At 46.1% G+C, this 23,898-nt stretch carries 20 protein-coding genes; 12 read left to right on the top strand and 8 right to left on the bottom strand.

Going from position 1 to position 23,898, the window contains the following annotated elements:
* Positions 1 to 8: 8 nt before the first annotated feature.
* Positions 9 to 512: a ribonuclease E activity regulator RraA gene (rraA, locus tag R3P39_RS15140; RefSeq protein ID WP_336568476.1), complete on the bottom strand. Its 504-nt coding sequence runs from the start codon at positions 510 to 512 to the stop codon at positions 9 to 11.
* Positions 513 to 673: 161 nt separating this feature from the next.
* On the opposite strand from rraA, the gene R3P39_RS15145 reads away from it, so the two are divergent.
* From R3P39_RS15145 to R3P39_RS15155, 3 genes are all read left to right on the top strand, one after another.
* The gene (locus R3P39_RS15145) at positions 674 to 1,198 is read left to right on the top strand and encodes a phosphatase PAP2 family protein (protein ID WP_336568478.1); all 525 of its coding nucleotides are present in this window, start codon (positions 674 to 676) and stop codon (positions 1,196 to 1,198) included.
* A complete protein-coding gene (locus R3P39_RS15150) occupies positions 1,195 to 2,247 on the top strand; it encodes an MJ1255/VC2487 family glycosyltransferase (RefSeq protein WP_336568480.1) in 1,053 nt (350 codons plus the stop codon). Before R3P39_RS15145 ends, R3P39_RS15150 begins: the two co-directional genes overlap by 4 nt.
* A 105-nt stretch (positions 2,248 to 2,352) precedes the next feature.
* Positions 2,353 to 4,233, top strand: coding sequence for a methyl-accepting chemotaxis protein (locus R3P39_RS15155; RefSeq protein ID WP_336568482.1), 1,881 nt, complete (start codon positions 2,353 to 2,355; stop codon positions 4,231 to 4,233).
* 138 nt (positions 4,234 to 4,371) lie between these two features.
* Here R3P39_RS15155 and R3P39_RS15160 read toward each other — a convergent pair whose 3' ends face one another.
* From R3P39_RS15160 to priA, 5 genes are all read right to left on the bottom strand, one after another.
* Complete coding sequence (locus tag R3P39_RS15160) at positions 4,372 to 4,746, bottom strand: DUF971 domain-containing protein (protein ID WP_336568483.1); 375 nt, start codon at positions 4,744 to 4,746, stop codon at positions 4,372 to 4,374.
* A gap of 52 nt (positions 4,747 to 4,798) precedes the next feature.
* Positions 4,799 to 6,127 carry an HslU--HslV peptidase ATPase subunit gene (hslU, locus tag R3P39_RS15165; RefSeq protein WP_336568485.1) on the bottom strand — a complete coding sequence of 443 codons (1,329 nt, stop codon included), beginning with the start codon at positions 6,125 to 6,127 and terminating at the stop codon, positions 4,799 to 4,801.
* An 11-nt stretch (positions 6,128 to 6,138) separates the two neighbouring features.
* Positions 6,139 to 6,657, bottom strand: coding sequence for an ATP-dependent protease subunit HslV (hslV, locus tag R3P39_RS15170; RefSeq protein WP_336568486.1), 519 nt, complete (start codon positions 6,655 to 6,657; stop codon positions 6,139 to 6,141).
* Positions 6,658 to 6,728: 71 nt separating this feature from the next.
* Positions 6,729 to 7,259, bottom strand: coding sequence for an SPOR domain-containing protein (locus R3P39_RS15175; RefSeq protein WP_336568488.1), 531 nt, complete (start codon positions 7,257 to 7,259; stop codon positions 6,729 to 6,731).
* 9 nt (positions 7,260 to 7,268) lie between these two features.
* Positions 7,269 to 9,440, bottom strand: coding sequence for a primosomal protein N' (gene priA / locus R3P39_RS15180; protein WP_336568490.1), 2,172 nt, complete (start codon positions 9,438 to 9,440; stop codon positions 7,269 to 7,271).
* 209 nt (positions 9,441 to 9,649) lie between these two features.
* On the opposite strand from priA, the gene rpmE reads away from it, so the two are divergent.
* Positions 9,650 to 9,865 carry a 50S ribosomal protein L31 gene (gene rpmE / locus R3P39_RS15185; RefSeq protein ID WP_336568492.1) on the top strand — a complete coding sequence of 72 codons (216 nt, stop codon included), beginning with the start codon at positions 9,650 to 9,652 and terminating at the stop codon, positions 9,863 to 9,865.
* Positions 9,866 to 10,563: 698 nt separating this feature from the next.
* The gene (locus R3P39_RS15190) at positions 10,564 to 11,805 is read left to right on the top strand and encodes a malic enzyme-like NAD(P)-binding protein (RefSeq protein ID WP_336568493.1); all 1,242 of its coding nucleotides are present in this window, start codon (positions 10,564 to 10,566) and stop codon (positions 11,803 to 11,805) included.
* A gap of 87 nt (positions 11,806 to 11,892) precedes the next feature.
* On the opposite strand, the gene metJ is transcribed toward R3P39_RS15190, so the two are convergent.
* Positions 11,893 to 12,213 carry a met regulon transcriptional regulator MetJ gene (gene metJ / locus R3P39_RS15195; protein WP_336568495.1) on the bottom strand — a complete coding sequence of 107 codons (321 nt, stop codon included), beginning with the start codon at positions 12,211 to 12,213 and terminating at the stop codon, positions 11,893 to 11,895.
* A gap of 341 nt (positions 12,214 to 12,554) precedes the next feature.
* Here metJ and metB point away from each other — a divergent pair, with 341 nt between their 5' ends.
* Both metB and metL read left to right on the top strand, forming a co-directional pair.
* Entirely contained in the window at positions 12,555 to 13,772 is a 1,218-nt protein-coding gene (metB, locus tag R3P39_RS15200) for a cystathionine gamma-synthase (protein WP_336568496.1), read from the top strand.
* A gap of 4 nt (positions 13,773 to 13,776) precedes the next feature.
* Positions 13,777 to 16,125 (top strand): bifunctional aspartate kinase/homoserine dehydrogenase II, encoded by a 2,349-nt coding sequence (gene metL / locus R3P39_RS15205; protein WP_336568497.1) that lies wholly within the window; start codon positions 13,777 to 13,779, stop codon positions 16,123 to 16,125.
* A 250-nt stretch (positions 16,126 to 16,375) separates the two neighbouring features.
* Here metL and R3P39_RS15210 read toward each other — a convergent pair whose 3' ends face one another.
* Positions 16,376 to 18,832, bottom strand: coding sequence for a penicillin-binding protein 1A (locus tag R3P39_RS15210; protein ID WP_336568498.1), 2,457 nt, complete (start codon positions 18,830 to 18,832; stop codon positions 16,376 to 16,378).
* A gap of 128 nt (positions 18,833 to 18,960) precedes the next feature.
* Between R3P39_RS15210 and R3P39_RS15215 the strand changes: the two genes are divergently transcribed.
* From R3P39_RS15215 to R3P39_RS15235, 5 genes are read left to right on the top strand one after another with little or no spacing between them, the layout of a single operon-like run.
* The gene (locus R3P39_RS15215; RefSeq protein ID WP_336568499.1) at positions 18,961 to 20,040 is read left to right on the top strand and encodes a pilus assembly protein PilM; all 1,080 of its coding nucleotides are present in this window, start codon (positions 18,961 to 18,963) and stop codon (positions 20,038 to 20,040) included.
* Positions 20,028 to 20,600: a PilN domain-containing protein gene (locus R3P39_RS15220; RefSeq protein WP_336568500.1), complete on the top strand. Its 573-nt coding sequence runs from the start codon at positions 20,028 to 20,030 to the stop codon at positions 20,598 to 20,600. Before R3P39_RS15215 ends, R3P39_RS15220 begins: the two co-directional genes overlap by 13 nt.
* An 11-nt stretch (positions 20,601 to 20,611) precedes the next feature.
* On the top strand, positions 20,612 to 21,220 hold the full coding sequence (locus tag R3P39_RS15225) for a type 4a pilus biogenesis protein PilO (RefSeq protein ID WP_336568502.1): 609 nt from the start codon (positions 20,612 to 20,614) through the stop codon (positions 21,218 to 21,220).
* Entirely contained in the window at positions 21,213 to 21,755 is a 543-nt protein-coding gene (locus R3P39_RS15230) for a pilus assembly protein PilP (RefSeq protein ID WP_336568503.1), read from the top strand. The genes R3P39_RS15225 and R3P39_RS15230 overlap by 8 nt, the downstream gene beginning before the upstream one ends.
* 40 nt (positions 21,756 to 21,795) lie before the next feature.
* Positions 21,796 to 23,811: a type IV pilus secretin PilQ gene (locus R3P39_RS15235; RefSeq protein WP_336568505.1), complete on the top strand. Its 2,016-nt coding sequence runs from the start codon at positions 21,796 to 21,798 to the stop codon at positions 23,809 to 23,811.
* Positions 23,812 to 23,898: the final 87 nt, after the last annotated feature.

Genomic DNA, 23,898 nt, shown 5'->3' on the forward strand with positions numbered 1-23,898 from the left:
TCGCTAGCTTAAAGGTCGTCGCCATCTTCTTCGAGTAATAACTCTTCGGCAGAGATAATAATGCCGGTGGAATCAGCGTAAATAAAGTCATCGTCATAAAACGACACGCCGGCGAAGTTAACCGGAACGCCTACCTCGCCACTGCCACTACTGTCTGCGGCAACGGGAATGGAGGCAATGGCTTGAACTCCAAGATCACACTCTTCTAGTTCATCGACGTGCCTTACGGCTCCGTATACCACGATACCTTGCCAGTTGTTTTCAGCCGCCAGTTCTGCAAGATCGATATCAATTAAAGCGCGACGCGTTGAACCGCCACCATCAATTAGTAACACGCGACCAGTACCATCTTGCTGCAGTACATCTTGGATTTGCTCATTATTTTCAAAGCATTTCAGCGTTGTTATACGGCCAGAAAAGGAGCTTTGGCCGCCAAAATTGATGAACATTGGCTCAAGCACATCAACCACATCTGCGAAATGGTCACAAAGATCCGAAGTGCTGTATTCCATATTAAATCCTCGAGTATTGGTTATGACTACTCAGTATACTCTCATACTTGTGCTTAGCAATGCTTTGATTCAACTTACATATTTGTGTCTTAAAAGTGTCACCCATTTGTTATTTAGCTCTTCTATGCTGAAACGGATATTAGCAGATCAGGCGCGTGATAATGGTAAAAGCAAAATTAGCTCAGCTCGATACAGCGCTTTACTTTGCGGTATTTCGACCGCAGCCAAAAAATTGGTGTCGACTTGCTGCACTGGCGCTGTCGAAAAGTGGCAATGGTGGTCTTTATGTGTTGGTTGCTTTAGGTTGTGCGTTATTTTTAGAGCAACTGGGAAGGCAATTTGCACTTACTGCAATATTAGCATTTGCCATTGAACGACCACTGTACTTTTACTTTAAGAACCGCTTTGCGCGGTTACGCCCTTGCGACTGTTTTGCGGTAAAAGCACTGTTAAAGCCCAGTGATAAATTTAGTTTACCTTCAGGTCACAGTGCCGGTGCCTGGCTGTTTGCCACCTGTTTAATGGAGCAAATACCGAGTTTATCTTTGGCGTTAATGCTTTGGGCGTGTGGCGTATCGCTATCGCGCGTTATTGTTGGCGTGCACTACCCACTGGATGTGGTGTTAGGTGGCGCAATGGGCAGCGCATGTGCAGTACTGGCGATCATCATAATAGGAAGCCTATGAAGATTTTATATGGGGTACAAGGAACGGGAAATGGCCACACTACCCGTGCTCGGGTAATGGCAAAAAGCTTTCGTGAAAAAGGCATTAAGGTCGACTACTTTTTTTCCGGGCGGCCTAACGATAACTACTTCGACATGCAAGCATTTGGCGATTACCGCAGTTGTCGGGGATTGTCATTTGTTACTGAACATGGGCAACTGAATAAAATGGCAACGCTTAAATCTCTGCGCTTAGGCGAGTTTGCTCGTGATATTAAAAGTTTGGACGTCTCAGACTATGACGTCATATTTAACGACTTTGAGCCGGTGACGGCGTGGGCTGGCAAGCTGGCGAAGGTTCCGGTTATCGCCATGAGTCATCAAGCTTCTTACCTGTTCAACCCTGTACCGCAACATGCTGTGCATTCATGGCATCGAATATTAATCCGTTATTTTGCCCCAGCCAATATTCACCTTGGGGTGCACTGGCATCCGTATCACCGCAACATCATTCCACCGTTTATCCCTTATCAGCCTGAGCAAGAGCTCAGCGCTTGTGTTGCCAATAAAATATTGGTGTATTTACCGTTTGAAGATCTTGCCAGCATTATCGAGCTATTAAAGGACTTTCCCGACAAAGAATTTTATTGCTATCACCCACAGGCTTCTGATCGCTCTATTCAGCATATTCATCTGCGCAAGCCTAGTCGTACTGGCTTTATGCAGGATTTAAAAAACACCTCAGGAGTGGTCGCCAATGCTGGGTTTGAGTTATCGAGCGAAGCGTTGAAGCTGGGAAAAAAATTGTTGTTAAAACCGTTAGATGGCCAATTTGAACAACAAAATAACGCCCAAACTCTGGCCCAGCTGGGTTATGCCCAAGTGATGAATTATCTCAATGTCAGTGCGTTAGAAGAGTGGCTTAGCAGTGCTGCTAAGAGTACTGTCTATTTTCCTTCTGATCCAGACGACTTAATTGATTGGTTGTTAGCTGGGAACTGGCATGAGGTGGAGCATTTACACAAAAAGTTGTGGTGCAATGTTACCAACATGTATACCAATGTGGCCTAGATCATATTAATTGTAATAACTAGCAAATTCGAAGGGGTTCAAGTAGGCAAGCTGGTGCGCTCTCGTCTATACTCGAGAAACTAGCTTAGTATTAAAGGTAAGCCAATGGCGCTATTAGAAAACTTGACCATAAAACGTCGCTTGCAAGTGAATGCATTGGTGGTAGGGATTGCCTTAGTTGTTATGTTAATCATGATTATGTTCGAAGCTCGGACCATGCTGAAGCTGAACGAAGCCATTCAGCAAGCAGAAGAGGTGGCAATACATGAACTCAGTATGCGAAAGCATGAAAAAAACTTTCTGTTTTATAAAGAAGAGTCGAGCTTGTCTGGCCATGAGTCTGAGTACAAGTTGCTGCAGCAAAAACTCGGTTCGTTGAAACAAATCTTTGCTGGGTTTGGTATCAACCTAGGAAAGATTAACGAGTTTGAGCGCTTGGTGAACACCTACCATAGCGATTTTCAAACCGTTGTTGAGCTACAAAAAACCATTGGTCTTCACCCTAAAGACGCCCTTTATGGCGAGCTTAGAGGGGCGGTGCATCAGGTAGAGACATTACTGAAAGAAAAAGAAAACTATCAGCTGTTGGCTACTATGCTGCAGTTACGTCGCGCTGAAAAAGATTTTATGCTGCGTCTGGACCCTAAGTACTTAGGGCGGTTTGATGATTTGATTACACGATTTGAACAGGAAATTCGCAGTGCTGGTTTTGACAACCAATATCAGTCGCAACTGTTACAATACCTCAGTACCTATCAGAACAAGTTTAGAGCGCTGGTCCGCGCCCAAGAAACATTAGGTTTTGATTTACAAAGCGGTGCCCTTGGCAAGATGAAAGTGAGTGTGGATAAAAGCGATGAAGTGGTGGAGCAAGTCGTTGAGCAAGCAAAAGCTGAAATCAAAGCCAACGCTGATACCACCCAAATGATTGCTTTTGCAGTATTTATTGTGGCGGGTTTGATTGTAATGGCACTGGTGCTCTCGACCAGTCGCTCTATTGTGCAACCGGTAGAGCGGGTGTATCAAACCATTGAAAAAATCCGTCGCGAAAATAACCTCAGTTTGCAAATTGAACAAAGTGGCAATGATGAAATCACCATTATGACGCGCGACTTCAACAGTTTGCTGACGGATTTTAGAGAGCTTATCGCGGATATTCATGGGGCCTTATCAACCATTAATGAAGCCACCGATCACCTTACCGAAACCACCGCACAAACCAGCACGGGCATGGCCGAGCAGCTTCATGAAGCCGATATGGTGGCAACGGCTGCAACTGAAATGCAAACCACCATTCAAGATATTTCCCATAACACCAGTGAAGCGGCGCATAAAGCGGAAACCACCAATGGTAACGCTCAGCAGGGCCGTCGGGAAGTAACGGCGACCATTGAGCATATTATGCAGCTTTCTGAGTCACTAGGTGGCGCCTCGGATGTGGTGGCGCAACTGGAGCGTGACGGTGAAACCATTGGTTCGGTGTTGGATGTGATCCGTGGCATTGCAGAGCAAACCAACTTGCTGGCATTGAACGCCGCCATTGAAGCGGCCAGAGCCGGTGAGCAAGGCCGCGGCTTTGCTGTGGTGGCAGATGAGGTGCGCTCACTTGCTCAGCGTACGCAAGATTCCACACAAGAAATTGAGAGCATTATTTCGACCTTGCAACAACGCACTCGTGAGGTGGTAAACATTATGGAGCAGTGCCGTGAGCAAGGCAATGAAAGTGTTTCACAAGCAGAAAAAGCCGGTGAGCTGCTAGGTATGATCACCGAGGATGTGCAAACCATCATGGATATGAGCACCCACATTGCCACTGCGATTGATGAGCAAAACCAAGTGGCTTCTGAGGTTAATAAAAACGTGGTTAAAATCCGTGATATTGCCCAAGGCGCTTCTGAAAATGCACACTCTAACGCACAAAGCAGTGAGGAAGTGGCGGAGCAAGCGCGGGTATTGCGTGATGCTATCGCCAAGTATCAAGTTTAATTAAATCAAGCAACACCAAGCCCTGCGAGAGTGGGGCTTTTTTATGGCGGATACACAGACATGAGTTATGGTAGAAAGCTAATAGACTTTCTTCAGGTAGCAAAGTTGATTGGATAGGGGGGTGGAGCTCAATTGCGATTAGGGCACAAACTTGATCGGTACGCTATCTCGTTGTTGTTGGTGCTCTGCCACAGCAGCAACATACTCTTGCCAAAGCTGCTCTTGTTGCGCGGCAATGTGATGAAAATACTGCCAGCTATACAGGCCAGTGTCATGGCCATCATCGAACACTAACCGTGCGGCATAATGTCCCACCGGCTCAATTTTTGTGATAGTGACGTTTTCTTTATTTAACACTAACTGCTTTTGTTCAGGGCTGTGCCCTTGTACTTCGGCGGAAGGGGAGTGAGTGCGCAAAAATTCTGCACTAAAGTGGTGACAGCTGCCATCTTCAAAATACACATCTAACACCTTACTTACAGTGTGATAATGTAGTTTAGTGACTTGATACATTGGCGACACGCTCCAAAAAGCTAAGCGGAGCCAAGCTCCGCTTATAGTGTGGTTATAAGATAAAGCGACTTAAGTCTTCATCTTGCACTAACATATCGAGATGCTGCTCAACGTAAGCGGCATCAATGGTTAATGCTTCTCCCGCCTTTTCGCTGGCATCGAATGACGCTTCTTCCATCAGCTTTTCCATCACCGTGTGTAGACGGCGAGCACCGATATTTTCGGTCTTTTCATTAACCTGGAAAGCGGCCTCGGCAAGACGCTCAATGGCATCGTCGGTAAAGTTAACCTCGACATTCTCGGTTTTCATTAGGGCAATTTGCTGCTCGGTGAGCGAGGCACTAGGCTCGGTTAGAATGCGCTTAAAGTCACCTGCAGTCAGTGCTTCTAATTCAACACGGATAGGTAAACGACCTTGCAGCTCTGGAATAAGATCGGACGGTTTCGCCATTTGGAATGCGCCCGAAGCAATAAACAAGATGTGGTCGGTTTTCACCATACCGTGCTTAGTGTTTACCGTTGAACCTTCGATAAGAGGTAACAAATCGCGTTGCACACCCTCGCGGCTAACGTCTGGGCCAGAAGACTCGCCGCGCTTGCAGATTTTGTCGATTTCATCGACAAACACAATGCCGTTTTGCTCTACTGACTCAATCGCTTGCTCTTTAAGCTCTTCAGGATTCACAAGCTTAGCAGCTTCTTCTTCGACCAGAAGTTTAAAGGCTTCTTTGATTTTTAGCTTACGATTCTTTTTCTTATCGCCTGACATGTTTTGGAACATGCTTTGTAGCTGGTTAGTCATTTCTTCCATGCCTGGCGGTGACATGATCTCCACTTGTGGCGCAGACTCGGCAATATCAATGTCTATTTCTTTGTCGTCTAGCTGGCCTTCACGTAACTTTTTACGGAATACCTGACGAGTCGAGCTGTTGTCGTCACGTTGTGCTTCGCCCCAAGCGTCTTTTGCTGGTGGCAATAGGGCATCGAGAATACGCTCTTCAGCGGCTTCTTCGGCTCTGTGTTTGTGTTTTTTGGTTTGCTGCTCACGGGTAATTTTAAAAGAAACCTCGACTAGGTCGCGAATAATGGTTTCCACTTCTTTACCTACGTAGCCTACTTCTGTGAACTTAGTGGCTTCCACTTTGATAAAAGGAGCATTGGCGAGCTTAGCTAGGCGACGCGCAATTTCCGTTTTACCCACCCCAGTTGGGCCAATCATTAAAATGTTTTTTGGTGTTACTTCACTGCGCAGCTCCTCGTCAAGCTGCATGCGGCGCCAACGATTACGCAATGCAATAGCAACGGCCTTTTTCGCTTTATCTTGACCAATAATGTGCTGGTCAAGTTCGTGGACAATTTCTCTGGGAGTCATAGCTGTCATGACGAGTCCTATTACAATTCTTCGATAGTTTGGTTGTTATTGGTAAATACGCAAATATCACCAGCGATCTTCAAGCTTTTTTCAACGATTTCTTTGGCGCTTAAATCGGTGTTTTCGATTAGCGCGGTGGCCGCTGCTTGGGCAAAGTTGCCACCACTGCCAATGGCAATCAGATCGTGCTCAGGCTGTACTACATCACCATTGCCGGTAATGATAAGCGAGGCGGTTTCGTCGGCAACGGCAAGCAGGGCTTCAAGCCGCCTTAATGCTCTATCCGTGCGCCAATCTTTGGCCATTTCCACGGCAGCCTTGGTAAGGTGGCCTTGGTGCATTTCCAGCTTAGTTTCAAAGCGCTCAAAGAGGGTGAATGCGTCGGCGGTACCGCCAGCAAAACCGGCCAAAACTTTGCCATTGTATAGGCGGCGTACTTTGCGTGCGTTGCCTTTCATAACTGTGTTACCAAGTGAAACTTGGCCGTCACCGCCGATAACCACTTTGTCATCGCGACGAACACTAACGATGGTAGTCATAGTGATCCTTATCTGGGCATGTTGCCCTTGTAACTTCAGATTAGTAGGAAATATGGGTTAGGGCGTAAAAATCAAGTCCAGCCCCAAATTGCGCAGCCAAATATGCCCACGCTTCTGAGCTTATTCTTGTCACTCTCAGCTAAGCGTTTAGTATCATATGGGCCAAGGCGTACGCGGAACCAAGCGCCATTGCTGCCTTCGGTACGGCGGATCTCAGCAATTAAGCCGGTAAAGGCGATTTTGGCTTTCATTTCTTCGGCTTGGCTGTGAGTTCTAAACGAACCACACTGCATTTGATAAGGGCCTTTGCTCTTAATTTCTTTCACCTCGACTTTGATTTCGTGGTTTTTAATTTCCTCGATAAATTCAGGGGGACGAGGTTTCGCCTTGGTGGGTGGCTGCGATTGCGTTGGCGTTGGGTTTTTCGCTTGTTCTACCTGCTCTGGGTCGGCATTGGTTTTAATAAACCACAGGCCATAGGCAAAGCCGGCAATCAGGATCAGCGCCGCAACTGCCGCGATAACAGGAAACTTATTCGACTTAGTCGGTTTGCCTTTGGTTTTGCCTTTCGGCGTTTTATTAATGTAGTCGTGCTGTGCCATATATAAAATTTAGTAGCTATCCATTGGATCAACATCTATGCTCCAGCGTACCTTGTTCGCAGACTCGTGCGCGGTAATGTAGCTGGCGAGTTGCGAGAGGTAATCGCGTAGCACAGTGCGTTTTTGTGCGTGTATATGTAATTGATATCTGTATTTTCCGGCAATTCGCTCAAGAGGTGCAGGAATTGGACCTAGCAATTGTATACCAGGATAGGGGCTGGCAGGAACCAAATCCGATAAAAAGCGTAATACGGTGTTTTGGTTGGTCGCTTCAGCACGAATAATGGTAAGGTGTGCAAATGGCGGCAGCATCGCCTCTTCACGCTCTTGTAAAGCATATCGTGCAAAATCCCCATAGCCATTGTTGATCAAATCTTGTAATAACGGATGCTCGGGGAAATGAGTTTGCAGTAACACAGTCCCCGCTTCTCCTGCTCGACCAGCACGCCCTGCCACTTGAGTAATAAGCTGCGCCATCTGTTCTGTGGCACGAAAGTCACAAGAATAGAGACCAGAGTCAACATCGAGAATAATAACCAGGCTGACATCGGCAAAGTGATGACCTTTTGCCAACATTTGCGTACCCACCAAGATTCGCGCTCCCCCTTGGTTGATTTCTTCTAGGGCGCTTTCAAGGCTGCCTTTACGGCGTGTAGAGTCACGGTCGATGCGCGTGATGGGAATGTCGCTAAAGCGTTCAGTTAAAAAGCTCTCTAATTGCTCAGTGCCAATCCCTGCCGGCATAATTTGTGTGCTGCCACAGTCAGGACATTGTTGTGGCACAAAGTCTTGCTCACCACAGTGGTGGCAGACCAAACGATTAAGGCTGCGATGATAGGTAGCGCTAGTCGAGCAGTGGCGGCAGGTGTTTAGCCAGCCACACTCGTGGCACATTAAGGTCGGGGCAAAGCCACGGCGATTGAGAAACACCATCACTTGCTTGCCGCGAGCTAAGGTCTTTTCCATCCAATGTAAACTCATTGCCGAAAAGCCTCCTTGCTCGGGCTGACCTTTCATATCAACCAATTCGAACTTATTGTCTTGCTGGGTCTGAGCGCGCTTGGTTAAGCTCAATAATTGGTACTTATTGGTAATGGCTTTGTTGAGGGTATCGAGTGCCGGCGTTGCGGTGCCTAAAATAAGTGGGCATTGTTGCTGGTGGGCTCGAAAGGCCGCGAGATCCCTAGCGTGATAACGCAGTCCTTCTTGCTGTTTAAAGGAACCATCATGTTCTTCATCAACGACTATCATGCCCAAACGTTGAAACGGTAAAAAGACTGCAGAGCGAGTGCCAATCACTAGGGCGCTACTGCCTTTTTCAGCGCGCCGCCAGGTATGCATGCGCTCATTATCGGTTAAATTAGAGTGCCAAAGATCAATGGGAATGTTCTTAAAGCGCTTCTTAAAGCGGTTAACGGTTTGCGGAGTTAGGCCGATTTCTGGCACTAAGATCAGCGCCTGCTGACCGGCTGCTAAGATTTGCTCTAAACATTGTAAATAAACCTCAGTTTTACCACTGCCGGTTACCCCCTCGATTAAAAACGTGCGATATCCTTGTTGGGCATTAATGGCACTGCAAATGGTGGCTTGCTGATCATTTAAGCGTGGCTTTTTATCCAGTTCTAGGGGTTGCTGAGACCAGTTACATTCATGTTCAATATGTTGTTCAATAAGCCCTTTTTGTTCTAGACCCTTAATGGTTTGCTGGGCAAAACCTAACGCTTTGAGCTCACTTAACTTGATGGCTCCCCCTTCGTGCAACTGCGACAATAAGGCTTGCTGCTTCTTGGAGCGTAACGTCGGTAACGCTAGGCCTTTTTCCGATAAGCTCAGCAGAGGAATTTGCGTTTTATCTGGATTACCACCATCACGTAGCACCGCCGGTAGTGCGGTGAATAGAGTGTCACCGATAGGGTGGCAATAGTATTGTGCCACGAAGCGCAGGAATTGCAGTTGCTGGGTGTTAAAAACAGGGTGGGTGTCTAATACACTTAACACGGCTTTTAGTTTTGCTTCTGGTACATCGGTGTGATTTTTCTTTTGCAGCGCTATGGCTGTGCATTTACGGTTACCAAAATTGACGCTGACACGCATACCGGGCTCTACTTGCTGGTGCGGCTCTAATAGGTAATCAAAAGTGCGGTGCAATGGCAACTTAATAGCAACTTCAAGAATGAGCATAACAACTCCGTGTGACTAGCGCAGTGATGCAGTATATACCGAAGCAAAATAGAAGTGAAAACTTCGCCGGTGTGATAATAAAAAAAGCCAAAATATTGCTTGTAGAATGTTCAGTTAAACACTAAAATACGCGTCCACAATTTTTGTATAACTACGTATGGTGCCAAGCTTCGGGTTTGGAGAGCGATACGGCCTAATTAGAGGTTGCTATGAAAGAAGGTATTCATCCTAAGTACGAGACGATCACTGCATCGTGTTCATGCGGTAACAAGTTCGAAACTCGTTCTACGCTATGTAAAGACATTCACCTAGACGTTTGTTCTGCTTGTCACCCGTTCTACACAGGTAAGCAGAAGATCCTAGATACAGGTGGCCGTGTTGATCGCTTTAACAAGCGTTTCGGTGCACTTAGCAGCAAGAAGTAATCTTGCCTGTCTAGTCGGAAAAAGCACCTTCGGGTGCTTTTTTTGTGCCTATCTCTTTTTGCCTGCGGTCGTTTTCACGACGAAACTTCATCCCTCTTCACGACAAAAAAACCTACTTTGGCAGCAATTCTTTACTAATTAATTGAATTAGAGTTTTAGCTCTATTCTCGAGCTAAATAACGAATATTTCCTTGGCTTGATTGTGAATTTGCCGAGAGCTTATATATTTATGAATACTGCAGCTGTGTAAGTAGAGTCTATAAGTTTTGCAATATGGCGGTTAAATTTTAAGAAATTAAGGTTAAAAGCCGTAAAAATAAGTTTTCTTTGCCGAAATAGAAATGTCTTAATGACTGCTGGGTTTTTCATCTTTTATGCATGGATTTGCAGCCGACATAGATGAAAATAACAGGGTCATGATGTGAAAAATTTCTTAAAAGTGCGGTCATCTTCTGAGAAAAGTCGGTGAAGTATCGCTGCCAGTGGATAGACCTGATTTTACTTGAATAATCAAGAGAACTCGGTATCGTGTGATCACGGTCGATTAACTATATGTCCTATTGACAAGGCTTCTTTGCAGCGTCGTCGTGCATATAGTTAATCGCACTGTATTGGGCCAATAGGTTGTCTTGCTCCAATGCGTAAAATGCGAACATTTACCACACTCTCACATTAAATTCGTAGGAAAATATCGCGCCATGACAGACTTTCGTCAACAAGCTTTAGATTATCACGCAGAACCCGTTCCAGGTAAAATCAGTGTTGAGCTGACTAAACCAGCAGAGACCGTCAAAGACTTAGCCTTGGCTTATAGTCCAGGGGTAGCAGAGCCAGTCCGTGAGATTGCAGCTGATCCTGCGAATGCCTATCGCTACACCGGTAAAGGCAATATGGTTGCGGTGATCAGTAATGGTACTGCGATTCTTGGTTTAGGTAATCTTGGGCCGTTGGCCTCTAAACCGGTGATGGAAGGTAAGGCTCTGTTGTTTAAGCGCTTTGCGGGTCTTGATTCCATCGATATTGAAGTAAAACATAACACCACCGAAGACTTTATCAATACGGTTGCCAATATTGCTGACACTTTTGGTGGCATTAACCTAGAAGACATTAAGGCGCCAGAGTGTTTTGAAATCGAACAAGCCTTGATTGAGCGCTGTGAAGTGCCTATTTTCCATGACGATCAACACGGTACTGCAATCGTTACCGCCGCTGGCATGCTCAATGCGTTAGAAGTGCAAGGCAAAGATATTCACGATGCCATTATTGTGTGCTTAGGTGCCGGTGCTGCGGCTATCGCTTGTATGGAACTGCTGATTAAGTGTGGTGCTCAGCGAGAGCATATTTATATGCTGGATAGAAAAGGCGTTATTCACACTCGTCGTGATGACTTAAACGAATATAAGAAGCTGTTTGCCAATAACACCGATAAGCGCACTCTACAGGATGTGATTGCCGAAGCCGATGTGTTTGTTGGTGTCTCTGGCCCAGATCTGTTGTCGCCAGAAAACCTTAAACTAATGGCCGACAAGCCAGTGGTATTTGCCTGCTCCAACCCAGATCCTGAAATTAATCCGGATTTAGCCAATGCTACACGAGATGACTTAATCATGGCCACTGGACGCTCAGATTATCCTAACCAGGTAAACAACGTATTGTGCTTCCCATTTATTTTCCGTGGTGCTTTGGATGTCCGTGCTACCGCCATTAATGATGAAATGAAAATTGCCGCGGTGGAAGCGATCCGTAGTATTGCTAAAGAGCCGGTCCCTGCCGAGGTGTTGAAGGCCGCTGACGTGGACAGTTTGGAGTTTGGTTGTGACTATATTATTCCAAAACCCATGGATCCACGTTTATTACCGCGTATTGCCAGAGCTGTGGCGGAAGCGGCTGTGGAGTCAGGTGTGGCACAAATTGATATGCCAGAAGACTACATGAAGTAACGAATAGTATGTAAATAGTAATAAAAAAGCCTCTAATATAGAGGCTTTTTTATTTCTGAGCGTGATACCAATTCGCTTAAATTGGCATTACTCCTCATTGATCTCAGGTATTTCCAAGCCGCGCTCCGCCATGATCTCTCTGACTTCTAGCGGGATCCTTTCCGGATTGTCTTTGCGCAGATCTTCATCACTGGGCAGAGGTTGCCCTGTAAATGCATGTAGAAATGCTTCACAAAGCAGCTCGCTATTGGTGGCATGACGTAAGTTTTGCACCTGGCGGCGCGTTCTTTCATCAGTTAACACTTTTAGCACATTCAAAGGAATGCTCACTGTGATCTTTTTAACTTGTTCTGCTTTTTTACCGTGTTCTGCATATGGGTGAATATATTCACCATTCCATTTTGCCATAATCGTGTACTTGCCTCAGTTACATCAATGCCAATATGACTGGGTTCTGAACTGCATTATCCACAACTTAAAAGTGTTAGGTAAACTTCTGACGGTCAAGTCTTAACCTACTTCAGCCTAATGAATAAAGTAATCCGCTATAGCGAGATCGTAAGATCCCTGCCATAGTTTTCAATAACTCAGTCGTATTAGCAACGCCTAAAGTGGCGAAATTTTATCGGTTTAAAAAAGATAGTCAAATACTAGTTACTTAGCCATTTAGAAGGATAAATGTTTTGACTTCTAGTTTTATATAAACTAACCTTTTGGACGTCTAAACATCCAAATATCTAGGTGACCCTATGAGTCAGAGTAACAAATCAACGGTGACAGTGCGTCACGGCATAGAAGCGGACCAAGCACATGGTGCTGTGGTACCGCCACTTTATCTCTCTACGACCTATTCGTTTGCCGACTTTGATACCAAACGTGACTATGACTATGGCCGTAGTGGTAATTTTAACCGTGACGTGTTGGCAGAGGCGCTCACTGAACTTGAAGGCGGCGCGCGAGGTGTTATTACCGCCACCGGAATGGCAGCAGTGCATCTGATCACGCAACTGTTAAATCACGATGATACCTTAGTGATCCCCCATGATTGCTATGGTGGCAGCTACCGTCTATTTACCTCATTAGCTAAGCGTGGCTTGCTGAACCTAGAAGTATTGGATCTTACCCAGCCAGACAACCTCAACAAGTTAGCAGAAATAAAGCCAAAACTGGTTTGGATTGAGACACCCAGTAACCCTATTTTAAGGCTGACCGATATCGAGGCAGTGGTAGCAGCGGCACATGCTGTTGGTGCATTAGTTGCGGCGGACAACACCTTTTTATCCCCAGCACTGCAAAACCCAATTGCTTTCGGTGTCGACATTGTTGTGCACTCCACCACTAAGTACATTAATGGTCACTCGGATGTGGTCGGTGGTGCGGTGATCGCTCGCACCCAAGAGCTGGGCGATGAGCTGACATGGTGGGCCAATAATATTGGTATTACCGGTGCGCCCTTTGATAGCTATTTGACCCTTAGGGGGCTGAGAACCCTTAACGTCCGGCTGCGCCAGCATCAAGAAAACGCTCAAGCCATTGCAGAATACCTTGCGGCTTCACCCCATGTAAGCCAAGTTTATTATCCTGGTTTAGCGAGCCATCCACAGCATGAATTGGCGAAAAAACAGCAGCTCGGCTTTGGTGGCATGGTGAGTTTTAACATTAAAGGCAATCTAGATACTGCTGCGCGTTTTTTAACTTCGTTGCAGCAATTCTCCTTGGCGGAATCATTAGGGGGCGTAGAAAGCCTAATCTGTCACCCAGCCACTATGACCCATGCCGGCATGGATCCACAAGCACGACTAGAAGCTGGCGTAGGTGATACCTTGATACGTATTTCGGTTGGCATTGAGGACGTACGCGACCTTATCGCAGACTTAGAAGCTGGGTTTACCTGTATTTATGCTAACAAGGCGACGGATGATGCCAAATCATTCAAATTGACGCCTGCACACACAGTTTTATGGTGAGGGAATGACAAAAGTTGTACATAAATTTGGTGGCTCGAGCTTAAGTTCAGCAGAGCGCTATCAAGTCGTCGCAGGCATAGTGCTAGAGCATTGCCAAGCGGGAGATTGTGTGGTTGTTTCGGCTGCCGGTAAAACCACAAATACCTTGGTTACCTTATGGCAAAGTTATCAACAGCAAGACGATCGGGCATTTAATGACATCTTACTGCAACTTGAGAACCATCAACGTGAATTAATTGATGCCTTATTCGTTGGCTCTGTTCATCAGGCGCTGTTGCGCGAGTTAAGCCAAGAGTTGCAAACCATCACCACAGCAAGACAGGCGCAGCAGCTGCATTACGCCAGTTTATTAGCCCATGGTGAGCTTTGGTCTGCGCGACTGTTAGCAGGCCTTATTAAGGCCAGTGGAGTTGACGCCTGCGATGTCGATGCTCGGCGCTTATTTACGCAACAAGATGGCGTATTACTGCACGCACAGAATCAAGCATCGTGTCAGGCTCAGCTTGAGAGCAACAAAATTAATGTAGTCACCGGCTTTATTGCCAGTAACAGCCACGCAGAAACGGTGACTTTAGGTCGCAATGGCAGTGATTACAGCGCAACCTTACTGGCCAGTTATATTGATGCTGAGCAGGTGGCTATTTGGACTGATACCACAGGTGTGTTTAGCGCCGATCCAAGAAAAGTGGCCGCGGCGGTAAAATACCAGAAAATATGCCGCTCGCAGGCGGAGTTGTTAGCTCGTCTTGGCAACCCAGTGCTGCACGCTAAAACCCTCTCCCCACTGAAAAACACTGACATTAAATTGCAGGTGAGAAGCAGCTTTGACCAAGACACTGCAGGCACGGAAGTAGTAAAAGCCGGGTATAGCAAAGCCAAACGTTTTATCACCACGTTTGGTCAGCTCGACTTACTGCGCGTTGAAGGCTTAAGAAGCGGCGAGGTGAAGCAGCTCAGTCAGCTTATCCAACAAAGTATTCACCAGTTTGACAAAGGTGGTGACGACTACTTGCTAGTGCCTTCAGAGTTCAGCCATCATGTGGTTAAAGCGCTAGACTCGCGGGTGAATATTATCGAGTCGCAGGTGCAAGGGTTTGCCTTGGTGGCACCAACACAAGATATACCAGGGTTGCATCAGCAGGCTTTAGAACAATTAGATCAACACGCCATTGTGACACGCTACACATTGCAACACAGTGACTACAGTTTAGTGTTGACCGATCAAGCCATCGACAGCGATGTGCTGGCTATCTTACATGAGCGGTTAATTAATCGTGGACGCGAGTTGGCAGTGATTATTGCTGGCCTGGGCAATGTCGGTGAGGTGTTTATTGGGCAGTGTCAGCAGCAAATAGAGCGGCTCAGTGAGCATTTCGAACTCAAGCTGGTTGCCTTGTTACGCTCTAAAGAAATGTTGTTTTGTCCCAGTGGTGTTAACCTCGAGACGTGGCAACAACAATGGCAAAATGAAGCCGTGGAGTACCACGAAGCGCAGCTCTTATCGCGGATAAAAGAGTTGGATTATGAACATAAAGTGGTGATAGATATTACCGCCAGTGAGCGTTTCAGTGACTTGTATCCGCAGCTGGTGGAACATGACTGCCACTTAATCAGTGCCAACAAGTACGCCGGTACGGCAACGCAAGCATGGTACTCAGCACTGCGGCGACAACTTCAAGAGCGCAACCTGCACTGGCGATACAATACCAGTGTCGGGGCGGGACTACCGATAAACTTTGCACTGGCGGACCTGCAAAACAGTGGCGATAAGGTAGTAAAAATAGAGGGAGTATTTTCAGGTACCTTGTCTTGGTTATGCAGTCGCTACGATGGCTCGCAGCCTTTCTCTGAATTGCTCTTGGCGGCACAAGAATTAGGTTTCACTGAGCCGGACCCACGGGAAGACTTGTCGGGTCGAGACATGCAGCGTAAATTGCTGATCCTAGCAAGGGATCTGGGCATTGATCTAGAGTTACAAGATATCCACTTAGAAGCATTGATGCCAGAGTCATTAAGCACAGGCGATTGGCAGCAGTTTTTATCTCAACGCCAGCAGCTTGATAGTTTTTATCAGCAACATTATCAGGCGGCACAGCAAAATCAGGCTGAGCTGCGTTACACCGGTTCGTTGCAAATGCAAGTGGACGGTAGCGTGAAGGCGCAAGTGGGTATCACGCAAGTGCCTAAAGGCTCGGCTATTGCGAACCTTACCCCAGGAGATAATATTTTTGTGATTCATAGTCAGTGGTATCAGGACAACCCGCTGGTTATTCAAGGTCCTGGAGCGGGCAAAGAAGTTACCGCTGCGGGGATCCACTCTGACTTATTCTGGTTAGCGCAAAATTTAAAATAATACCAATCCGCTTAATTAAGTGGTCTATTTTGAGGCAAGGAAATTTCGTCGATAACAAGGCAAAAATTTTGCTATTTAGTTGTTCTAAATAAGAAATTTTTAACGCAGTTAGCTTCAAATTTACTCCCTCAAATTGAGCAAGTATTAATGCGGATTGGTATAACTATCCCAAACAAAAAAGCTATCCCAAATAAAAAAGCCGATACATTCAGTATCGGCTTTTTTATTAGATTAGAGCTGTGTTGGTTTATTAAAACAGCTCATCGGACGATGGCAGCTTATCGTCGCCGTCGAATGGAGTGCCTGAATCATTATCTAACACATACTTAGTTGGTGCTGTACCTTGTTCGAAGTACTCAAACCGTGAAGTATGATCGTTCTTACGAGACAGCAAGCCCGTTTTTAGATCAATTCGTGTCGAAATCAGACCCGGTGGTGGCTCAATCGGCGCGGCAGGTTCCCCTGCTAATGCGGCACGCATAAACTCAATCCATGCCGGCTGTGCGGAAATGGCGCCGGACTCTGCGCCCACAAGCTGGTTATTTCCTAGGTTAGCATTATAGGCGGCACGGCCTAATGATCTGCCGGCATCGTCAAATCCTACCCACACCGAAGTGAGGACATTACGATTAAAGCCAGTGAACCAAGTATCAACAGAATCGTTAGTGGTACCGGTTTTTCCAGCCAAGTCACGACGCTTTAACCACTGCGCCCGCCAACCTGTGCCACTCCAACCGGTATCGTGCTTCCAGCTTCCGCCGCCCCAGATGGCGCTTTTCAGAGCATCGGCAATTAAAAAAGCATTTTGTTCTGAAATCACCTGAGGGGCACACAATTCAGGGTGGTCTTCAAGTTGTTGCTCATCACATACTTTTAGCGGTGTCGCTTTACCTAACTCATTACCGTATGGATCGGTGATTCTCGCTATGAAATAAGGCTCGATAAGGTGGCCGCCATTGGCGAACGTGGCCATACCACGAGCCATCTCGAGTGGGGTTAAAGCGGCACTGCCGAGCGCTAAAGACTCGCTGCGATTAATATCCTGATTTTGAAAACCAAATTTTAATAAGTGATCTGCGGCTGTATTGATCCCCACGCCTTTGATCAATCGCACTGACACTACGTTTTTAGATTGTGCCAAGGCGCGGCGAATACGAATTGGGCCGTTATACACTTCAGGGCTGTTTTTCGGTCTCCAAGCCACGCCAACGCTGCGATCCCAGTGGTTAATGGGGGCGTCATTTAAGATAGTGGCGAGGGTATAGCCCTTTTCCAGTGCCGCAGAATAAATGAACGGCTTAATATTCGAGCCCACTTGGCGCTTGGCTTGTGTGGCGCGGTTATATTGACTAAGAGCAAAGCTATAGCCACCGACAATGGCTTTTATGCGGCCATCTTGCGGATCTAAAGAGACAATGGCGCTGGATGCCTGTGGCAATTGGCTAAGCATCCAGATACCTTCATGCTGGCGTACAAAGATTTGCATTCCGGGCGCTAATATATCGGCAGTGGTTTTCGGCGGCAGGCTCTGGCGGCGGTCTGAAATGTAGGCTCTGGCCCACTTCAGCCCAGGCCATTCGAGGGTAATTTGCTCGCCACTGGCAAGGAGCACCTCAGCCGTTTGTTCACCAATGGCGGTGACAACCGCCGCTTGCAATGGCTCGATAGCATCGACTTGTTGCAGTCGTTCCAGTATTTGCGTTTGGTTAAGCGGGGCTTGTTGCTCGTGTTGCCAGTACACAGCTGCTGGGCCGCGGAAGCCATGGCGCTCATCGTACGCATGCAAATTGTTAATCAAGGCTTGTTGTGCGGCTAACTGCATATCAGAATCGACACTGGTATACACTTTCATTCCAGAGTTATAGGCTTTATCAGTACCGTAGCGCTCGACCATATAGGCACGCACCATTTCAGAGATATAGGGGGCATATAACTCGATTTCGGCACCATGAAACTGAGCGGTAATAGGGGCACTGCTGGCGCTGTTAAATTGTGCTTGAGAAATATAATTCTCTGCTAGCATTCGGCCCAGCACAACATTACGGCGTTGTTTGGCGCGTTCAGGATTGCGAATTGGGTTTAATGCCGATGGTGCTTTAGGTAGGCCTGCAATCATCGCCATTTCAGGGAGAGTGAGTTCATTTAAGGCACGACCATAATACACTTGAGCCGCGGCACCAATGCCAAATGCGCGGTTTCCTAACTCAATTTTGTTTAAATAAAGCTCAAAAATTTCATCTTTTGTCAGTAGTTGCTCAATATGCAACGCAATAAAGATTTCTTTTACTTTACGAATATAGGCTTTCTCTCGGGTTAAGAAAAAGTTGCGCGCGAGCTGCATCGTAATGGTACTGGCACCTTGTTTTTTCTCTCCAGTGGTAATAAGCACAATGGCTGAACGTACGATACCGATAGGGTCGATACCAAAATGTTCATAGAAACGGTTGTCTTCGGTGGCCAAAAAGGCCTTCTGCATCGGCACCGGAACATCCTGCAAGCGCACCGGAATACGGCGCTTCTCACCAAATTGGTTGATCAGTTTGCCATCTCTGGTAAATACTTGCATAGGGGTTTGTAATTGCACATCTTTTAAAACCTCTACACTTGGTATGTCAGATTTGACATAATAATAAAGGCTGATAAGAATAAATATGCCTAAAAGGGTACAAACAAAAGCGAATTGTAATAATCTTTTCAATAATTTCACGGAATTATCCCTAGTTAGACTCCCAATTACAGGTAGAGGCTGCTAGTATATCTTGATTAAAAAACGATTAATATTTTTGTGTGCTAAATTTTTAAGATACACGAGTAAAAAAGGAATAGGCGCCTCACATGTTGAGCCAATTATTAAAAAAACAATCACCTTTAATGATAGGGATCGACATCGGTTCTCATTGTGTTAAGGCGGTTTTGCTGTCGCAAACCAGTGCTGGTTACCGTGTTGAAGCCGTTGCGATAGAGCCTATTCCTAAAGGGGCAATAAACGAGCGGGCAGTTCAAGACATCGAAGCCATAGGTAACGCCATTAGCAAAATAAAGCGTCGTATTCCCAGAATGACACAATTTGCAGCCGTTGCCGTATCGGGTCAAACCGTAATAACCAAAGTGATTTTTATGGATGTGTCATTAACTGATGCTGAATTGGAGTCACAAATTGCCATTGAAGCCGACAGCCTTATTCCTTATCCGCTGGACGAGGTGAGCCTTGATTTTGAAAAGATTGGCGTCAATGAAGCGGATCCTTCAAAAATGAATGTGCTACTCTCTGCGGCACGCACAGAAAGCGTCCAAGCACGGGTAGGAGCGCTTGAAGAAGCCGGGTTTAAAGCGAAAGTGGTGGACGTGGAAAACTATGCTTTGAGCCGCTCGTTAGACGTACTGTACAGCACCTTGCCTGCTGACGCTTACGATAAAATCGTCGCTGTTATTGATATAGGGGCGGTATTAACGCTTACTAGCGTAGTGCAGTCGGGCAAAACGATTTACACGCGAGATCAAGTCTTTGGCGGCGATCAATACACCAACAGTATCGTTGCGTATTATAATAAAACTTACGATGAAGCCGAGCTGGCTAAAACCACCGGTGACTTGCCGCCAAACCACACCTTTGAAGTGCTGGCACCGTTTCAAACTTCTCTGTTACAACAGGTTCGTCGTTCACTGCAAATGTTTATGACCACCAGTGGTAAAGATCATATTGACTATATTATTTTAACTGGGGGCACCGCTTTGGTGGATGGCTTAGACAAGCTGTTAATTGATGAGCTGGGCATTCATACCGTAGTGGCTGATCCGTTCTGCGACATGGAAATTGCCCCGAAGGTGGACCGCCATGTGATGCAAAAACACAAGGCGCAATTTGCTTTGGCGACAGGGCTTGCGTTAAGGAGCTTTTCTTCATGCCACATATAAATTTATTACCCTGGCGGGAACAGCAGAGGCAGGCTTCGCAGCAACTGTTTTTATCCATCATTGCAGCCATTATCGCTGTTTGTTTGCTCTTGATGTATTTACTTGGCAGTTTCTATGATGGTTTAAAGGACGGCCAAGAAATTAAAAATCGCTACCTGCAATCCGAGATATCCAACCTTGATTCTCGAATTACCGCCATTAATAACCTCAACAAGCAAAAAGAAAACCTGCAGCGCCGCATTCGTTTAATCGAAGAGTTACAATTAAACCGCAGCCTAGGCACACAAATTATTGATGAAATAGCAAGGGTGGTTCCTGCGGGCATTTATTTAACCAACCTAGAGCGACAAGGCGACAAGATTAAGGTGATAGGTCGCAGTGAATCGAATAACCGGCTATCGCAAATGTTGCGCCAGGTTGAATCTTCTTATTTATTAGAGCGCCCAGTCATTCAAGGGATTGTTGCAGGTGAACAAAGTGCCAGTCTACTTAGTGACTTCACCATGCACTTTTACGTTAAGTCTCATGAAGACATGAACTTAGCCGATAAAGAAAACTAGGTGGGAATGGTATGAAGTTTGACTTAAAAGAATTAAAAGAAATCGACTGGAACGAGCTCGAACTCGATAACATCGGTCATTGGCCATTTCCAGTAAAAGTGCTCTGCTCTGTGATCGTGGTGCTGCTAATGCTTATTTTGGGCTATAACCTAATGGTGTCGAGCTCAATTGATCGCTATGAGCAAGCGGTAAAAAAAGAGCAAGAGTTGAGAACCAGTTACCGAATTAAATATGCACGGGCCAATAACTTAGAGCTTTATAAGCAGCAAATGATTGATATGGAAGCCCAATTTACCGAGCTATTAAGACGGCTACCTAGCTCTAATGAAACGCCAGGCTTGTTAGACGACCTGACGTACGTTGGCACCTCCAGTGGCCTGACTTTTTTAAAGATTGGTTGGATGCCAGAAATTCGCAAAGAGTTTTATACCGAACTGCCTATTCAGTTAGAAGTGATTGGTAAATACCATGAGTTTGGAGAGTTTGTTAGCAAGGTGTCGGATTTACCACGGATCGTGAGTTTACATGATTTTAGAATTGAAAATGCCGCAAACGGCGAGCTCACGTTCAGTGTGGTGGCGAAGACCTATCGCTATGAACATGGAGAGCGCAATGATTAGAGCCATCTTAAGCGCTGGGTTGTTACTACTGCTAAGTGGCTGTAACGACAGCACAGCAGAGCAAAAAGAATTCATTGATCAGGTGAAAGCCAGCTCTACACCTAAAATAGAGCCAATTCCAGAAATGCAAAGCTACGAACCGTTTCAGTACAGTGCTAGCAACTTGCGCAGCCCATTTGTGGCACCACAACCCGAGGTCATTGAAAATAAAGTAGTGCAAGTGAAAAACTGTCTGCACCCTGACCCTGACCGTGCACGCGACCCATTAGAAAAATTTCCCTTAGATAATCTTAGAATGAAAGGGATCATCGCTAAGCCTGATGGCCGCTGGGCGTTAATTGAAGCCGTTAACCAGGGCTTGTATCGGGTAAAAAGTGGCGAGTACATGGGGCTTTATCATGGCAAAGTATTGGCGGTAAACGCAGATCATTTAGAGTTATTAGAATTAATCCCAGATGGGACGGGATGTTGGAAAGAACGACTTACCAAAGTTGAAATGTCAGAGGCGGAACAAGGTGGCGCGAGTGAATACTAACTATAACGTCAAAAAATCATTAACAACGAACGCGCGGAAGATGTTAAATACGCTGCTTGGTGTTGCAGCAATAGGGTTATCATCCATCGCACACGCAATCCCAATGCTATATGACATTCGCTATAACCCAGTGGCAACGGGAGAAACGCAGCTACAGTTAGTGTTTGATGAAAAATTAGCAGCGGAACCCAAAGTCAATGTGGTGGGGGAAGAAGCCAGTATTGAGCTGTTTTTTGCCAATGCGGAGTTTGAAGAAAGCCTTAAGGCGCTGAAGATTGATCAGGCTGGTATCAAGGGCATCACCAGCGAGCTACGTGATGGTGGCTTTGTTGTTGCTATTAATATGGAAGCGTTAAAGCTCTATAAAACCACAGTTAAGAACAATCTCGTGCTGGTGGAAGTATCCGATCAGCCTATCGTGTCAGAGCAGCAGCAAAACGACCAAGTCACGTCCTTTATCAACCAAATTCAGGCCATTGATTTTCGTCGTGGTGAAAAAGGCCAAGCAAAGATATTGGCCTTTTTAGAGCACAATCAAGCGGCCATTGATGTGCAAGAGCGTGGCGGTAAAATTATTGCCGATTTTCATCACATTGATATCGCAGACGATCTGTTATACGAGCTTGATGTGCTTGACTTTGGTACTGTGGTATCCACCATCGAAACGTTCAAAGAAGAGAATAAAAGCCGCATCGTTATTGAGCCCAATGCTGCGTTTAAGTTTACCTACCAACAACTAGACAACATTTTTACTTTGTCGGTGGAAAAAGATGAGGGCAGTGAAACGTTTGGCGAGCAAAAAGCATACAAAGGCCAGCCGATCACGCTGAACTTCCAAGATATTCCTATTCGTTCTGTGCTGCAGATCATTGCCGACACCAATAACTTTAACCTTGTCACCAGTGATACGGTATCAGGTAACATAACGCTGCGACTCGATGGTGTGCCATGGGATCAAGCGCTGGATGTGGTGCTGCGAGTCAAAGGGCTTGATAAGCGCATGGACGGTTCGATATTGATGGTCGCCCCTTCTGAGGAGCTGGCGGCTCGCGAAGCCAAAGAGTTGCAAGCGCGTCAGCAGGTAGAAGAATTAGAGCCACTTTATAGTGAGTACATTCAGCTTAACTACGCTAAGGCGGAAGAGTTTGCTGATCTGCTAAAAACCGATATTAACTCCATCATTAGTAATCGCGGTAGCGTCAGTGTCGACAAGCGCACTAATACGTTATTAATCAAAGACACCGCCAGAAGCATCGAAAGTGTGCGCAGAATGGTCGATACCCTCGATGTGCCAGTGAAGCAGGTGCGTATCGAGTCGCGTATGGTGACTGTGGATGATAACGTTCAAGAAGATCTAGGCGTGCGTTGGGGCTTTAGTGATCAACAAGGCAGCGATGCGATTTCGGGCTCTCTCGAAGGGGCTGATGACTTATCCAATGGCAATATCCCATCATTAGAAAACCGCTTGAACGTTAATTTGGGTGTGCAAGGTGTTTCTGCGGGTAGCATCGGGATGCACATTGCCAAACTGGCTGATGGCACCTTGATTGACCTAGAACTGTCCGCCTTAGAGCAGGAGAATAAAGGGGAGATCATTGCCACACCAAGCATTACCACCGCTAATCAAAAGAAAGCGCGAATAGAGCAAGGTACAGAAATCCCATATGTCGAAGCTTCATCCAGTGGCGCCACCTCAGTGAGCTTTAAAAAAGCGGTGCTGAGCTTAGAGGTAACACCACAGATCACGCCGGATAATAAGATTATTCTTGATCTAGTGATTACACAAGATACCAAAGGTGATATCGTGCAGACACCCAATGGCCCGGCAGTGGCAATCAATACCCAACAAATTCAGACTCAGGTCTTGGTTGAAAATGGTCAAACCATCGTCTTGGGTGGTATATATCAACAAGAAGTCAAAACCGCAGTGAGCAAAATTCCCGTTTTAGGAGATATTCCTTACGTTGGAACGCTGTTTAAAAACTCTCGTGACATAAATGAGAAGCGTGAGTTGTTGATATTTGTGACACCAAAGATAATTCAAGACAGTTTATAGGCCTGCGATTGGCAAAAGTATTACGCTTTTTGCGTGTTTGACTTGAAATCATTCGCAGATTACTGAGATAATCCCCTCCTTAATTTT

The sequence above is a fragment of the Pseudoalteromonas sp. UG3-2 genome, from assembly GCF_037120705.1.
GTDB lineage: Bacteria > Pseudomonadota > Gammaproteobacteria > Enterobacterales > Alteromonadaceae > Pseudoalteromonas.

Excerpts from the sequence above, each read along its gene's own strand:
- rraA (WP_336568476.1), bottom strand. The coding sequence starts at position 512 with ATGGAATACAGCACTTCGGATCTTTGTGACCATTTCGCAGATGTGGTT.
- R3P39_RS15145 (WP_336568478.1), top strand. The coding sequence starts at position 674 with ATGGTAAAAGCAAAATTAGCTCAGCTCGATACAGCGCTTTACTTTGCG.
- R3P39_RS15150 (WP_336568480.1), top strand. The coding sequence starts at position 1,195 with ATGAAGATTTTATATGGGGTACAAGGAACGGGAAATGGCCACACTACC.
- R3P39_RS15155 (WP_336568482.1), top strand. The coding sequence starts at position 2,353 with ATGGCGCTATTAGAAAACTTGACCATAAAACGTCGCTTGCAAGTGAAT.
- R3P39_RS15160 (WP_336568483.1), bottom strand. The coding sequence starts at position 4,746 with ATGTATCAAGTCACTAAACTACATTATCACACTGTAAGTAAGGTGTTA.
- hslU (WP_336568485.1), bottom strand. The coding sequence starts at position 6,127 with ATGACAGCTATGACTCCCAGAGAAATTGTCCACGAACTTGACCAGCAC.
- hslV (WP_336568486.1), bottom strand. The coding sequence starts at position 6,657 with ATGACTACCATCGTTAGTGTTCGTCGCGATGACAAAGTGGTTATCGGC.
- R3P39_RS15175 (WP_336568488.1), bottom strand. The coding sequence starts at position 7,259 with ATGGCACAGCACGACTACATTAATAAAACGCCGAAAGGCAAAACCAAA.
- priA (WP_336568490.1), bottom strand. The coding sequence starts at position 9,440 with ATGCTCATTCTTGAAGTTGCTATTAAGTTGCCATTGCACCGCACTTTT.
- rpmE (WP_336568492.1), top strand. The coding sequence starts at position 9,650 with ATGAAAGAAGGTATTCATCCTAAGTACGAGACGATCACTGCATCGTGT.
- R3P39_RS15190 (WP_336568493.1), top strand. The coding sequence starts at position 10,564 with ATGACAGACTTTCGTCAACAAGCTTTAGATTATCACGCAGAACCCGTT.
- metJ (WP_336568495.1), bottom strand. The coding sequence starts at position 12,213 with ATGGCAAAATGGAATGGTGAATATATTCACCCATATGCAGAACACGGT.
- metB (WP_336568496.1), top strand. The coding sequence starts at position 12,555 with ATGAGTCAGAGTAACAAATCAACGGTGACAGTGCGTCACGGCATAGAA.
- metL (WP_336568497.1), top strand. The coding sequence starts at position 13,777 with ATGACAAAAGTTGTACATAAATTTGGTGGCTCGAGCTTAAGTTCAGCA.
- R3P39_RS15215 (WP_336568499.1), top strand. The coding sequence starts at position 18,961 with ATGTTGAGCCAATTATTAAAAAAACAATCACCTTTAATGATAGGGATC.
- R3P39_RS15220 (WP_336568500.1), top strand. The coding sequence starts at position 20,028 with ATGCCACATATAAATTTATTACCCTGGCGGGAACAGCAGAGGCAGGCT.
- R3P39_RS15225 (WP_336568502.1), top strand. The coding sequence starts at position 20,612 with ATGAAGTTTGACTTAAAAGAATTAAAAGAAATCGACTGGAACGAGCTC.
- R3P39_RS15230 (WP_336568503.1), top strand. The coding sequence starts at position 21,213 with ATGATTAGAGCCATCTTAAGCGCTGGGTTGTTACTACTGCTAAGTGGC.
- R3P39_RS15235 (WP_336568505.1), top strand. The coding sequence starts at position 21,796 with ATGTTAAATACGCTGCTTGGTGTTGCAGCAATAGGGTTATCATCCATC.